Here is a 12,900-nt window from a genome sequence, read left to right as displayed (position 1 = left end):
ATTTGACAAGAATGCAGACCATTATGGCAGGCACTCCCGCTCCTGCGTCCGGCAGGCTAGTCTCAGGCGTGCTGGCGCCGCTGAGGCAAAGGGACGCGCAATGATCGACCACATCGGACTCGTCGCCGCCGACACCGGCCGCTCAGGGCGAGTCTGCGGGCGCGCCGTGGCGCCGGTTGCGGGCGCGGCTGCAAACCGGTCGCTGGTCGATGCCGTCCATGCGCTGGCCTTGGCAGCGAGCGGCCGTGACAACGGTGCCGCGCGCCAACGGCCGCATGATCGTCCCGACGACCATCCCGCGTTCGACCATCCAGCGTTCGACCTCGATCCGGACGGACGCGACATCGACGCCGACTGCCGCCGCCCCAGATGACCGCACCGGAAGGACTGTCGAACCTTGACGCCGCGCTGGTCCTGGGCGGTGCCGTGTGCGCGGCCCTGTTCGGGCACTGGCTGGGATGGCGGCTCGTCGGCCATGGCAGGCGTCTGGCAGTCCGCGCCTATGCCGCCGGCCGTGGTCTTGCGCGACCGACCCGGCCGCTCCGCGCGCGGCTGGCCCGTCGCTTCCCGCGGCTGTGGTCCTGGCTGCAGCGCCGGGTCGAGCCGCGCCGATTCGACGGTCTCGCCCTGACACTGCTGGTGGCTGCGGCCGTCTACCTGGCGCTGCTGTTCGCCGGCCTCGTCGAGGAGGTTCTCGAATCCTACGAGATCGACGCCGCCGACGATGCCATCGCCGCGTTCGTCGCCAGCTATCGCAATCCCTACCTGATCACAGTGTTCACCTGGATCACCGAACTCGGCGACATGGCCACCCTGACGGCGGCCGCCATCGTTGCGACGGGCTTCCTGTGGGCGCGCGGGCCAGCCGCGGGCATCCACGCGGTGTGGGTGACCGTGGCGGGCTCGCAGGTGACCACATGGACCGGCAAGTTCCTGATCGACAGGGGACGTCCGGACTTCGAGCTTGACGTGGTCGCCTGGTCGCCCTCCTTCCCCTCCGGCCACGCGACCGGGGCGATGGCTGTCTACGGCATCATCGCCTATGTGATCGCCCGCGGCCTGCCGACCGGCCACCGCCGCTTCGCGGTGATCTACTGGGTGGCGATCCTGATCGCCGCGATCGGCTTCAGCCGAATCTATCTGAGCGTCCATCACGCCAGTGATGTCGCGGCCGGCTTCCTGGTCGGCGGCTTCTGGGTTCTCGCCGGGATTGCCGTTCTCGAATACAGCCGGCTTTCCTTGAATTCACGGGACTGAGTTGCTCAACGAGGCCGTCACGGAACGCCTCGCCAGCACAGCCGACCGAGTTGCGGCGCGCAGCGCACTGATGATGGATGTGATCGCCGGTCTCGGCATCCCGCTCTCCTGCACGCCGGCTGGCTGCCCGCCCGCTTCCGCATCTCCCGGCCGCTACTCGGCGGCTTCGAGCGGCCGCGACGGGCGCAGCGGATCGAACAGGACCGTCAGGAACCCGTGGCTTTCGTCAAGGAGCTCGCGCCACATCGACAAGGGCGTCGGCAGCGGCGGATTGATCGAGCCGATTACATCGCCCTCCTGCCATTCCAGCCGGGCACCGTGCTTGTTGGCGATTCGCTGCATGCGCACATTGTCCGGCAGGCAGCTCAGCACCAGCCGGCTGATGCCGCGATTGCGGGCCGAGCGCATGATCCGGCCGAGCAGCGCCGACCCGACGCCGCCGTCCTGCCAGGGCTCCTCTACGCTGAATGCCGCTTCGGCGGTCGCTTTCAACCGATGGCCGATCGGGTGCAGCTCGGCAGCGGCACGGATGATTCCGTCGAGGAACCAGCCATAGACGAGAGCGTCGCCCTCGAAAACGCGCTCCGCATGCGCCGCGACATAGGCGTCCGACACGCTGCCGCCGAACCTGGTCCGGCGGCTTTCGCGCCCGAGGCGCAGCAGATGGTCACGGAAATCCTGCCGCTCCGTGGCCAAGACCCTCCGGATGACGCCCTCCCGCGGTGCAGAATGCGACATGGCGCAGACTCCTCGGGGGATCCGATCCGAAACGAGAGGAATTTGTGCGGCGCACAAGCGATGTTCAAGTGTGCCTGTTGCAATGCACAAATGCACAGCGAGCGGCCTTCCGGTGCGGTTTGCCCCGCCCTTGGTGTTGACACTCCGGAAACGCCCCGGCGCTACAAGGCCCCGACACGGGCAGCGACAGGCCAGCCGGGCCGGTCAGTTCGGGCAGGTGCGCGTGGTCGTACCCGTCGGCCGACCGGCGTCAGCGCCGTCGCCTCCGTCCTGGACACGAGGGATAGTTGGATGAACCATCGGATCTTCAGCCTGTGCGCCGCGACGCTCGCGATGCTCGCGCTTGCCGCGTGCAACGGCAGCAGCCCGCCGCCTCCCAGCGAGGCGGCCACACAGCAGTCGCTGCCGGGCGGCCTCGGCCCGACCGACATGACCCCCGACGCGCTGCCGGAATAGCCGGGACCGGCGCGGCCCCTGCTCGGGCTTGTGGTGAACTGTCATGCCGGGTAGGTTCGGCGCGGTCGAGACTTGCGGCGGGAAATGCGAAATGCGCCTCAGCATCGCGGCGACGTGGGCTGCCATCGGGCTTGTTCTTCAGGCTGTCACCGCGTGCAGCAGCACGTCGCAACGCGTGCAGCCGCTGCCGCCGGCACCGACCGGCGCGGTGCTCGCTGAGCCTCTGCCGCCGGCCCAGCCGACCATGCCGCCGCCACAGCAGATGGAGCCGCTGCCACAGGTGCAGGAGCAGCCAGCTGCGCCGCCGCAGATCGCAGCCTTGCCGCCGGCGCAGGAAGCGCCGACCCAGGAGGCGGTTCTCGGGCAGTGGGGCCTGACAGGCCCCGGCGACAACTGCCAGCTGTTCGTGACCCTGACCAGTTGGACGGGCGGCTATCGCGCGTCGACGCGCGGCTGCAGTTCGCCGGAACTGACGAGCGTCGGAGCCTGGAACATCGAGGGCAATCTGGTCGTGCTGAAGGACAACGAGGGCAACCCGGTCGCGCGCCTCGCGAAGTCCGGCGCAACCCGCTACGACGGCCGCCTCGAGCTGGGCGGCGCCGTGTCCATGAACCGCTGACACCGCGCCCACGGGGGCGCGCGGCCCGGGAGGGCGCCATGGCCGAATACCATCTCTACTGCTTCGCCCAGTCCGGCAATGCCTACAAGGCAGCGCTGATGCTGGAACTGACCGGCTGCGACTGGGGATCGCGCTTCGTCGATTTCTTCAACGGCGAGACGCGCACGCCGGAATACCGGCGCCTCAACATCATGGGCGAGGTGCCTGTGCTGGTGCACGGCGACGTCACGCTCAGCCAATCCGGCGTCATCCTCGACTATCTGGCGGAAAGGACCGGCAAGTTCGGCTGGCACAACGACGCCGAACGGCGCGATGTGCTGCGCTGGCTGCTGTTCGACAACCACAAGCTGACCAGCTATACGGCGACCTACCGGTTCCTGCGCACCTTCGTTAAGGAGCCCGACCCCGCCGTGCTCGAATTCTTCCGCGGCCGGATGTCCAATGCCTTCTCCGTGCTCGCGGCACACCTGGCCGAAAACAACTGGCTGCTCGGCCGGCGCGCCACCATCGCCGACCTGTCGCTGTGCGGCTATCTGTTCTTCGAAGACGAGATCGGCGTCAATTTCGCCGAGGCCTATCCGACGATCGACCAGTGGCTCGGTCGCATCAGGGAACTGCCGGGCTGGCGACATCCCTATGACCTGATGCCGGGACACCCGCTGCCGGGCGCCTGAGGCCGGCGGCCGCGCGCCGCACCATGGCCTCCCCACCCTTCGGCGTCAGTCGGGCATCCTGATGGACGTTCATCCGGCTTCTCTCCGAGACATGCAAGGCTTCGACACCCTCAGCATCCTTGGTCAGAGCCGGATGAACAACCTTCTGGGAATTCACCGCTAGATGCGCCGTTCGACCATCTTCTTCTTGATCTCGGCGATGGCCTTGGCCGGATTGAGCCCCTTCGGGCAGGTCTGTGCGCAATTCATAATTGTGTGGCAGCGATACAGGCGGAACGGATCCTCGAGATTGTCGAGCCGCTCGCCGGTCGCCTCGTCGCGGCTGTCGACGATCCAGCGATAGGACTGCAGCAGCACTGCCGGTCCGAGATAGCGGTCGCCGTTCCACCAGTAGGAGGGGCACGAGGTCGAGCAGCAGGCGCACAGGATGCACTCGTAGAGGCCATCGAGCTTCGCCCGGTCCTCGTGGCTCTGACGCCATTCCTTCTCCGGCTCCGGCGTCACCGTCTTGAGCCAGGGCTCGATCGAGCGGAGCTGGGCGTAGAAGTTGGTCAGGTCCGGCACCAGGTCCTTGATGACCGGCATGTGCGGCAGCGGATAGACCTTCACCGGACCGTCGATCTCGTCCATGCCCTTGGTGCAGGCGAGCGTGTTCATCCCGTCGATGTTCATCGCGCAGGAGCCGCACACGCCCTCCCGGCAGGACCGGCGCAGTGTCAGGGTCGGATCGACGGTGTTCTTGATCCACAGCAGCGCATCGAGCACCATCGGCCCGCAGTCGTCGAGATCGACGTAGAAGACATCGATGTGCGGATTGACGCCGTCCTCGGGATTCCATCGATAGACCCGGAACTCGCGGGTATTCTTCGCCCCTTCCGGCTTGTCCCAGACCTTGCCCTCGGTGATCTGCGAGTTCTTGGGAAGCGTGAGCTGGACCATGTCGGCTCCTGTCGGGGAATGCTTCAAGCTGGACCGGTTCGGGCGAGGACGGCGTTGGCTGCCGTGTTCAATACGGCGTCATACCCCCGCGCTTGCAATGCGGCAAGGCAGTCGGACGCCCAACATCCGGCGACATCGGTCTCCACCAGCACCGCACGCGGCAGCAGCGTCTGCGGGGCGTCGCGGAGGAAGGGAACGATCACCCGGTCCTCGTAGCCCTCGACATCGACCTTGAGAACATCGAGGTGCGTCAGCCCCGCCTCGCGGATCGCCGTGAGCAGTGGATGGACGGCGATCTCGTAGGCGCCATCCGGCCGGAACGCGACATCCTCGAGCAGCGAGGACTGGCCGACATTGCCGCCGGCGCTCGAATGCAGTCGGGCGGTTCCTGCTACCGCACCGATGCCGGTCGTGAGCAGACGGACATTGGCTAGACCGTTCGCCGCGATGTTGAACGCAAGACGCTCCGCCGTCTGCGGATGCGGCTCGATCGCGAGCACCGTGCCCGACGGTCCCACGCGCAGAGCGGCCCACAGGCTGTACAGCCCGACATTGGCCCCGACATCGACGAACACGCCGCCCTCGGGCAGATAGGGCGCGATCGCCGCCCGCTCGTCGCGATCGGGCAGCCGGCCGCGGGCAACGGCCACACGATCCGAATGGTTCTCGGCGGGATAGGCCCGCAACCGGATCGCCTCTGCCTCGATGTCGAACGGGCCGGGTGCGAGACGGCCGACCAGCATGCGCAGCCGGGCGCGCGTGAGCGGCCCGAACCGGCGGTCATCGGCGAGACGCCAGAGGGCACGCTGCATCGCACCGGAACGGCGGTTGCCGAAGTCGCTCGGCGCGTCCGGTCGGCCGGTCGCCACCGCGAGGATCGCCACGCTTCCGGCTCCCCCTTCAGTACACCCGCGCCTTCGGCTCGATGTACTGGATGTCGTTCGACATGGTGTAGGTATGAACCGGCCGGTAATCGATCCGCACCGTCCGGCTATGCGGGTCCGCCCAGGCCAGCGTGTGCTTCATCCAGTTGCGGTCGTCGCGATCGGGGAAGTCCTCGCGGGCATGGGCGCCGCGGCTCTCGGTGCGGTTCGCCGCGCCCTCCATCGTCACCACCGCCTGCGCGATGAGATTGTCGTATTCGAGCGTCTCGATCAGGTCGGTGTTCCAGATCAGCGAGCGGTCTGTAACGCGGATATCGTCGCCGGCCGCCCACACCTCGTGGATCAGCTGCTTGCCCTCCTCGAGAACCTCGCCGGTGCGGAATACTGCGCAGTTGGTCTGCATGACCTTCTGCATCCGCAGTCGCAGCTGGGCGGTCGGCGTGCCGCCGGAGGCGTAGCGGAAGCGGTCGAGCCGTTCCAGCGCATTTTGGCCGGCGTCCTTCGGCAGGTCGCGGTGCCGCTCGCCGCGTTCGACCGTTGCAGCGCAGCGCAGCCCGACCGCGCGACCGAACACCACGAGGTCGATCAGCGAATTCGAGCCGAGCCGGTTGGCGCCGTGCACCGAGACACAGGCTGCCTCGCCGACCGCCATCAGGCCGGGCACGATCGCGTCGGGGTCGTCGCCGATCTTGGTCAGCACCTCGCCGTGATAGTTCGTCGGGATGCCGCCCATGTTGTAATGGACGGTCGGCAGCACCGGGATCGGCTCGCGGGTGACATCGACGCCGGCGAAGATGCGCGCCGATTCCGAGATGCCCGGCAACCGCTCGGCCAGTACCGCCGGATCGAGATGGTCGAGGTGCAGGAAGATGTGATCCTTGTTCTTGCCCACCCCGCGGCCCTCGCGAATCTCGATGGTCATGGCGCGCGAGACCACGTCGCGCGAGGCAAGATCCTTGGCGTGTGGAGCATAGCGCTCCATGAACCGCTCACCCTCCGAGTTGACCAGATAGCCGCCTTCGCCGCGCGCGCCCTCGGTAATCAGGCAGCCGGCGCCGTAGATGCCGGTCGGGTGGAACTGGACGAACTCCATGTCCTGCAGCGGCAGGCCAGCCCTGAGCACCATGGCGTTGCCGTCGCCGGTGCAGGTATGGGCCGAGGTGCAGGAGAAATAGGCGCGACCGTAGCCACCCGTCGCCAGGATGGTGCGATGGGCACGGAAGCGGTGCAGCGTGCCGTCATCCATGCACAGGGCGACGACGCCCCGGCAGGCGCCATCCTCCATGATCAGGTCGATGGCAAAGTATTCGATGAAGAACTCGCTCGCATGGCGCAGCGACTGGCCGTAGAGCGTGTGTAGCATGGCATGGCCGGTACGGTCGGCGGCGGCGCAGGTGCGCTGTGCGGTACCCTTGCCGTAATGGGTGGTCATGCCGCCGAACGGGCGCTGATAGATCCTGCCGTCCTCGGTGCGCGAGAACGGCAGGCCGTAATGCTCGAGCTCGTAGACGGCCGCCGGCGCATGGCGACACAGATACTCGATCGCGTCCTGGTCACCGAGCCAGTCGGAGCCCTTCACCGTGTCGTACATGTGCCAACGCCAGTCGTCCGGCCCCATGTTGCCGAGCGAGGCGGCGATGCCGCCCTGGGCTGCAACGGTATGGCTGCGCGTCGGGAACACCTTGGTGATGCAGGCTGTCTTCAGTCCCGCCTCGGCGCAGCCGAGCGTCGCACGCAGGCCCGAGCCACCGGCGCCCACCACCACGACGTCATAGGTGTGGTCGATGAACGGATAGGCGCGGCCGTTGATCATCGGCGCGCCGGGTCCGCCGTCGTTTCCGCCATTCTTGCCAGTGTCAGCCATGTCAGCCTCCGAAGGCGAGCTTGAGAAGGGCGAAGGCACCGGCGACGCCGACGAGGACGCAGAAGAACGTGTTGAGCATCAGCAGCAGCACCTTCGGCCCTTCGGCGTGCACATAGTCCTCGATGATCACCTGCATGCCGAGCCGCATGTGCAGCGTTACCGACAGCAGTGCCAGCAGCAGCAGGATCGCGACGACCGGCGAGCCCAGCGTCGCGACGACCGTCGGATAGGTCTCACCCGCGAGGATAACGACAAGCAGCACGAAGAAGATCACCAGCGGCACGTTGGCGAGCGCGGTGAGACGCTGCTTCCAGAAATGGTCCGTCCCGTCACGGGCCGAGCCGAGGCCGCGCACGCGGCGCAGCGGGGTTTGCATGTTCGCGCTCATCTGCGCCTCACTTCACCAGATATCCGACGATCCAGATCACGACCGTCAGCGAGATCGAGCCGATCAGCGTCGCCCAGGCCATCGCGTTCGCCGTCTTCAGCGCGAAACCGTGGCCGCAGTCCCAGACGAAGTGGCGCAGGCCGCCGAGCATGTGATGGATCAGCGCCCAGGTGAAGCCGAACAGCACGATCTGCCCTAGGATCGAGCCCAACAGGCCGTTCACCGTGTCGAAGGCGTCCGCCCCGCTCGCGGCCGCCACCAGCCAGATCGCGAACAGCGCCATGCCGAAATACAGCGCCGCCCCGGTGATCCGGTGGAAGATCGACATCATCATCGTGATGATGGGACGGAAAATCTGGAGATGGGGAGATAGGGGCCGCGCGGCCCGGATATTCGCGTCTGCCATGGTCATCCGCTTCGGTACGCCGCCGTGTCGGACGGCGGTTGCCTAGCACCGCCTTCTATAGCCCGCAACCGCCTCAGGCAATGCGTCCATGCGGGTATCCGTTGCGGGCCTCGGCCAGTCGCCATGCGGCCTGCGCACCGCTATCTCGGCACCAGCACCCAGTAGTCGAGGTCGAGGACTACGGCCGGGTCGTAGCGGTTGTCGGCGTCGGTGAAGGGGAAATCCGCGCAGGGCCGGTCCTTGGTGGCAACCGTCCGCAGCCTGAGCGCGCCGAGATCGTCGCGGCCGGGCAGTTCGCCCATGTCCATCACCTCCGACCAGCAATAGACCGTCTCGCCGGCGAACAGCGGCCCGACATGGCGCCCGCCGTTGATGGCGGCGACATGGAAGGCATTCTGCAGTCCATTGAAGGACAGCGCGCGGGCAAGGCTGATGACGTGTCCGCCATAGATCAGCCGCCGACCGAAGCGGCCCTGTCCCTCGCTGTGCTGGTTGAAGTGAACCCTGGCGGTGTTCTGGTAGAGGCGGGTGGCAAGCTGGTGCTCTGCCTCCTCGACCGTCATGCCGTCGATATGGTCGATCCGTTCGCCGATGCGGTAATCGGCGAACCGGCGGGAACTACCGGACAGACCGAAGTCCCAGTCGCCGATGGACAGATAGGGTGCCGCGTCCCCGAGCGTGTCCGGCGCGAGGGCGGCGGGGACCTCCGGCACAACCGCCGCAGGAGTTGGCGCGTCCGCATCACGCTTGCGGACCATCACCCAGCGCACATAGTCGAGCACCACGGTGCCGTGCTGGTTGAAGCCCTGGCTGCGCACATAGACGACGCCGGTCTGGCGATTGGAGTTCTCCTTGAGGCCGATTACCTCCGAGACCGCCGACAGTGTGTCGCCGGGATAGACCGCATGCAGGAAGCGGCAGCCGGCATAGCCGAGATTGGCGACGGCATTGAGCGAGATGTCCGGCACGGTCTTGCCGAACACCACGTGGAACACCAGGAGGTCATCGACCGGTGCGTGCGGATAGCCGATCGCCCTGGCGAAGGCATCGGAGGACTGCACGGCGAAGCGCGAGCCGTAGAGGGCGGTGTAGAGCGCGACGTCGCCCGCCGTCACGGTCCGCGGGGTGGCGTGGCGGATCCGCTGCCCGACTTCGAAGTCCTCGAAGAAGTTGCCGGTGCTGGCTCTCAACATGATATCTCGATCCTGTCTGTCGTCACTGGCTGGTGGCGGCGCCGACTGTCACCCTCATCATCCCGGACGGCGCGCAAGCGGTTGTCCGGGATCGGGGCGACGTGGCGGTTGCAGCGCCCTCAATAGTCCGACAGGGTGATGTCCTCCGACCACTCGCCCGGCACCTCCTTGATGATCGCCTGACCGCAGATGACGCGGTCCTGGGTCGGGTCGAAGGTCAGCGTCGGATTGCCGGAGAGCTTCCAGCCATTGTTGAGGGCGGCGGAGACCCGCTTGCAGAAGGTCGAATCGTCGGGTCCGGTAAGGTAGCGATAGAGAATCATGCGGCGGCTTCCAGCTTCCTGATGGCTTCGGCCAGTGCGACGGTGCGCCTGGCCATTTCGGCATGCAGCAATTCGACCATCCGCCCGTCGAGCGAGATCGCACCCTTGCCGGCGTTCTCCGGCAGGGCGAAGGCGGCAATGATCGCGCGGGCGCGCTCCACCTCCTCCGGCGAGGGCCCGAACAGCTCGTTGGCGATCGCAACCTGGTCGGGATGGATCAGCGTCTTGCCGTCCATGCCGAGATCGCGGCCCTGCTCGCATTCGGCACGGAACCCCGCCATGTCGCGAAAGTCGTTGAAGACGCCGTCGATCACGTCGATGCCGCAGGCGCGCGCCGCGAGGATGGTGGTCGTCAGCCAGGGCAGCATCGGCGCGCGGCCCGGGACGAGACGGGCGCGGGTCTCCTTGGCGAGATCGTTGGTGCCCATGACGAAGACGGTCAGCGGAATTTCCGGATTGTTGGCGCAGGCGGCGATCTCGTTGATCCGCAACAGCGCCCGCGGCGTCTCGATCATCGCCCAGATCGCAATCGGATGTCCGCCGGCACGCACCTTGATGGCCACCTCCCGCAGGTCGGTGACCGTCTCGACCTTCGGCACGAGGATCGCATCCGGCCTCGCATTGACCGCCGTCGTCAGATCATGCGCCCCCCACGGGGTATCGAGTGCGTTGATCCGGATGACTAGCTCGCGGCCGCCATAGCCGCCGGCCTTGACCGCCTCGGCGACCTGGATTCGAGCTGTCGCCTTCTGATCCGGCGCCACCGCATCCTCCAGATCGAGGATCAGGGCGTCTGCCGGGATCGAGCGAGCCTTCTCGAGTGCCCGCGCATTCGAGCCGGGCATGTACAGGACACTGCGCCGCGGCCGGATCGGCTTGTGCATTGTTGCCTCCGCATTCCACCTTTTCGCGGCGCACACTAGCCCGGCAATCCGGCTTGTGCCACCGTCCGTCGCATGTGCCGGGCCAGACGAGGCCGACCTGACCTCGCGGCGCCGGCCGACCGGACGCGGCGCTTTCGAGACGACTGACAGATATGGCTGACAGATATGATGTGGTGATCGTCGGCGGTGCCATCATCGGCAGCGCCATTGCTTGGTTCCTGAAGGGCGAACTGGACTTCAGGGGCTCCGTCGCCGTCATCGAGCGCGATGCCACATACGCGCGCTCGGCCACCACCCTGTCGGCCGCCTCGATCCGCCAGCAGTTCTCTACGCCCGAGAACATCCGCCTCTCCCGGTTCGGGCTGGAATTCCTGCGCTCGATTCGCAACCGGTTCGGCGAGGATGCCGACATCGGCTTCCGCGAGGAGGGCTATCTGCTGCTCGCCTCCCCTGCTGGACGCGCGATCATGGCGGCGAATCATGCCGTGCAGACGTCGGAGGGCGCCGATGTGGTCCTGCTCGAACCGGACGAGCTGGTGCGGCGGTTCCCGTGGCTGTCGCCCGAGGGCGTTGCGCTCGGCTCGCTCGGTCGCTCCGGCGAAGGCTGGTTCGACGCCCATGCGCTCCTGCACCTTCTGCGACGCGGCGCCCGATCCACAGGAGCGTCCTATATCGAGGCGGAGGTCGTAGGCATAGATCGCTCGAACGGTCGGATCGCCGGTGTCGTCCTTGCCGACGGGACCGCAATCGGCTGCGGAACGCTTGTCAATGCGGCAGGTCCGCAGGCCGGCGCAATTGCCGCGCTCGCCGGAACGACTCTGCCGGTCGGTCCGCGCAAACGCTCGGTCTTCGTGTTCCGCTGCCGCGAGCCGGTCGGGCGAATGCCACTGCTCGTCGACACGTCCGGCGTCTGGGTGCGGCCCGAAGGCGACGTCTACATCACCGGAATATCGCCGCCGCAGGACCAGGATCCTGAAACGAACGATCTCGAGGTCGACTACGCGCTGTTCGAGGAGACGATCTGGCCCGCACTGGCGACGCGCGTTCCGGCCTTTGAAGCGATTCGGCTGGAACGCGCCTGGGCCGGCCACTATGATTACAACGCGCTAGACCAGAATGCGGTGATCGGACCTCATCCTGACATTCCCAACCTGATCTTCGCCAACGGCTTCTCAGGCCATGGCCTGCAGCAGGCGCCCGGCGCCGGGCGCGCCGTGGCCGAGCTCATTGTCAACGGCGGCTTCGTGACCCTCGATCTGTCGGTGTTCGGCTACGGGCGGATCGCCGAGGCACGCCCCGTGCGCGAGCTGGCGGTGATCTGAAGGCCCGAGGGCGATGAGCCGGATCCTCACCATATCCTCGTGGGTTTGCCGTGGCCACGTCGGCAATGCGGCGACGACCTTCCCGCTGATGCGCCGCGGGCATGAGGTGGTGTCGCTGCCGACGGTCGTCCTCGCCCATCATCCCGGCCATGCGCCCGCGCCGGCCCGCAGCGCGATCACCGACCTTGCCGCCATCGGGCGCGACGGTCTCGGCTCGCCCCGCCCGCATCCTGTCGATGCGGTGCTGGTCGGTTATCTGGCCGATCCGGCGCAGGCGGTCGCGGCGGCGGACATCGTCGCGCAGGCGCGCGCGATGACGCCGGGACTGCCGCTGCTGCTCGACCCGGTTGCCGGCGATGCTGGCCGGCTCTACGTTGCCGCGCAGATCCTCGAGGACATCCGGACCCATCTGCTGCCGATCGCCGACATCGTCACCCCCAACGTGACGGAGCTGGTGGCACTGATGGACGCGGACCGGACCGGACGGGCGCCGCAACTGGGCGACGCCGAGATCGTCCATCTGGCGCGGCGGCTCGGCCCGCCGGTCGTCGTCGTCACGTCCGCTCCGCCCCGTCGGCCGGACAGAATGGCGAACCTCGTGGTTACGCCCGACAGCGTCACCCGTATCGAGACCCCGAAGATCGATGTCCATGTTCATGGCACCGGCGACCTGATGGCGGGCTTGATCCTCTCCGGCCTTGTCAACGGCGATCATGTCGTCCCTGCCACGGCAACGGCCGCCGCGATCGTCCACGACGTGCTGGAAACGACACGTCGGCTGGGCGACGACGAGCCGGCGATCGTCGCCGCGCAGTCGCGGTTCATCCGGCCGCTCGGCCAGGCGGAGGTCTCGGAGCTGTGAGATGCCGTCACGTTGCGCAAGCGGTTTTCGCGATCCGACATGGCGCGGGCGGCGTCGGGATGTGTGGCCTATGCCGCCCGCGCCGTGTCGG

General features: G+C 67.3%; 16 protein-coding genes. 7 read left to right on the top strand and 9 right to left on the bottom strand.

Annotated elements, in window-relative coordinates:
- Nucleotides 1–100 precede the first annotated feature (100 nt).
- Both EDC22_RS00075 and EDC22_RS00070 read left to right on the top strand, forming a co-directional pair.
- A complete protein-coding gene (locus EDC22_RS00075) occupies nucleotides 101–373 on the top strand; it encodes a VOC family protein (protein ID WP_132804576.1) in 273 nt (90 codons plus the stop codon).
- On the top strand, nucleotides 370–1,257 hold the full coding sequence (locus EDC22_RS00070; protein ID WP_132804575.1) for a phosphatase PAP2 family protein: 888 nt from the start codon (nucleotides 370–372) through the stop codon (nucleotides 1,255–1,257). Before EDC22_RS00075 ends, EDC22_RS00070 begins: the two co-directional genes overlap by 4 nt.
- 153 nt (nucleotides 1,258–1,410) lie before the next feature.
- Here the strand turns inward: EDC22_RS00070 and EDC22_RS00065 are convergent, their stop codons facing one another.
- Complete coding sequence (locus tag EDC22_RS00065) at nucleotides 1,411–1,995, bottom strand: GNAT family N-acetyltransferase (protein WP_132804574.1); 585 nt, start codon at nucleotides 1,993–1,995, stop codon at nucleotides 1,411–1,413.
- 291 nt (nucleotides 1,996–2,286) lie between these two features.
- Between EDC22_RS00065 and EDC22_RS17835 the strand changes: the two genes are divergently transcribed.
- The 3 genes from EDC22_RS17835 to EDC22_RS00055 all read left to right on the top strand — a co-directional run bounded on the left by EDC22_RS17835 (nucleotide 2,287) and on the right by EDC22_RS00055 (nucleotide 3,744).
- Nucleotides 2,287–2,451 (top strand): hypothetical protein, encoded by a 165-nt coding sequence (locus EDC22_RS17835; RefSeq protein WP_165926731.1) that lies wholly within the window; start codon nucleotides 2,287–2,289, stop codon nucleotides 2,449–2,451.
- 91 nt (nucleotides 2,452–2,542) lie between these two features.
- Nucleotides 2,543–3,070 carry a protease inhibitor Inh/omp19 family protein gene (locus tag EDC22_RS00060; RefSeq protein WP_132804573.1) on the top strand — a complete coding sequence of 176 codons (528 nt, stop codon included), beginning with the start codon at nucleotides 2,543–2,545 and terminating at the stop codon, nucleotides 3,068–3,070.
- A gap of 38 nt (nucleotides 3,071–3,108) precedes the next feature.
- A complete protein-coding gene (locus tag EDC22_RS00055; protein ID WP_132804572.1) occupies nucleotides 3,109–3,744 on the top strand; it encodes a glutathione S-transferase family protein in 636 nt (211 codons plus the stop codon).
- A gap of 159 nt (nucleotides 3,745–3,903) precedes the next feature.
- Here EDC22_RS00055 and EDC22_RS00050 read toward each other — a convergent pair whose 3' ends face one another.
- The 8 genes from EDC22_RS00050 to EDC22_RS00015 all read right to left on the bottom strand — a co-directional run bounded on the left by EDC22_RS00050 (nucleotide 3,904) and on the right by EDC22_RS00015 (nucleotide 10,625).
- Nucleotides 3,904–4,683, bottom strand: a complete 780-nt coding sequence (locus EDC22_RS00050; RefSeq protein WP_132804571.1) for a succinate dehydrogenase iron-sulfur subunit — start codon at nucleotides 4,681–4,683, stop codon at nucleotides 3,904–3,906.
- 23 nt (nucleotides 4,684–4,706) lie between these two features.
- Nucleotides 4,707–5,567 (bottom strand): FkbM family methyltransferase, encoded by an 861-nt coding sequence (locus EDC22_RS00045; RefSeq protein WP_132804570.1) that lies wholly within the window; start codon nucleotides 5,565–5,567, stop codon nucleotides 4,707–4,709.
- Nucleotides 5,568–5,583: 16 nt separating this feature from the next.
- A complete protein-coding gene (sdhA, locus tag EDC22_RS00040; RefSeq protein WP_207903649.1) occupies nucleotides 5,584–7,431 on the bottom strand; it encodes a succinate dehydrogenase flavoprotein subunit in 1,848 nt (615 codons plus the stop codon).
- A 1-nt stretch (nucleotide 7,432) separates the two neighbouring features.
- Entirely contained in the window at nucleotides 7,433–7,819 is a 387-nt protein-coding gene (gene sdhD, locus EDC22_RS00035; RefSeq protein WP_245499549.1) for a succinate dehydrogenase, hydrophobic membrane anchor protein, read from the bottom strand.
- Nucleotides 7,820–7,826: 7 nt separating this feature from the next.
- Nucleotides 7,827–8,225: a succinate dehydrogenase, cytochrome b556 subunit gene (gene sdhC / locus EDC22_RS00030; RefSeq protein ID WP_132804569.1), complete on the bottom strand. Its 399-nt coding sequence runs from the start codon at nucleotides 8,223–8,225 to the stop codon at nucleotides 7,827–7,829.
- A 140-nt stretch (nucleotides 8,226–8,365) separates the two neighbouring features.
- Nucleotides 8,366–9,418 (bottom strand): MaoC family dehydratase, encoded by a 1,053-nt coding sequence (locus EDC22_RS00025; RefSeq protein ID WP_132804568.1) that lies wholly within the window; start codon nucleotides 9,416–9,418, stop codon nucleotides 8,366–8,368.
- 119 nt (nucleotides 9,419–9,537) lie between these two features.
- On the bottom strand, nucleotides 9,538–9,741 hold the full coding sequence (locus EDC22_RS00020; protein WP_132804567.1) for a DUF1737 domain-containing protein: 204 nt from the start codon (nucleotides 9,739–9,741) through the stop codon (nucleotides 9,538–9,540).
- On the bottom strand, nucleotides 9,738–10,625 hold the full coding sequence (locus tag EDC22_RS00015) for an HpcH/HpaI aldolase/citrate lyase family protein (RefSeq protein ID WP_132804566.1): 888 nt from the start codon (nucleotides 10,623–10,625) through the stop codon (nucleotides 9,738–9,740). The genes EDC22_RS00020 and EDC22_RS00015 overlap by 4 nt, the downstream gene beginning before the upstream one ends.
- A 152-nt stretch (nucleotides 10,626–10,777) precedes the next feature.
- On the opposite strand from EDC22_RS00015, the gene EDC22_RS00010 reads away from it, so the two are divergent.
- Complete coding sequence (locus EDC22_RS00010) at nucleotides 10,778–11,947, top strand: NAD(P)/FAD-dependent oxidoreductase (RefSeq protein WP_132804565.1); 1,170 nt, start codon at nucleotides 10,778–10,780, stop codon at nucleotides 11,945–11,947.
- A gap of 13 nt (nucleotides 11,948–11,960) precedes the next feature.
- Nucleotides 11,961–12,809 carry a pyridoxal kinase gene (gene pdxY / locus EDC22_RS00005; RefSeq protein WP_132804564.1) on the top strand — a complete coding sequence of 283 codons (849 nt, stop codon included), beginning with the start codon at nucleotides 11,961–11,963 and terminating at the stop codon, nucleotides 12,807–12,809.
- Nucleotides 12,810–12,900: the final 91 nt, after the last annotated feature.

Origin of the sequence: Tepidamorphus gemmatus, from assembly GCF_004346195.1 — a bacterium.
In the GTDB taxonomy this organism is placed as follows: domain Bacteria; phylum Pseudomonadota; class Alphaproteobacteria; order Rhizobiales; family Tepidamorphaceae; genus Tepidamorphus; species Tepidamorphus gemmatus.
Note: the sequence above shows the minus strand (reverse complement) of the source record. Positions and strands in the feature narration are given on the sequence as shown.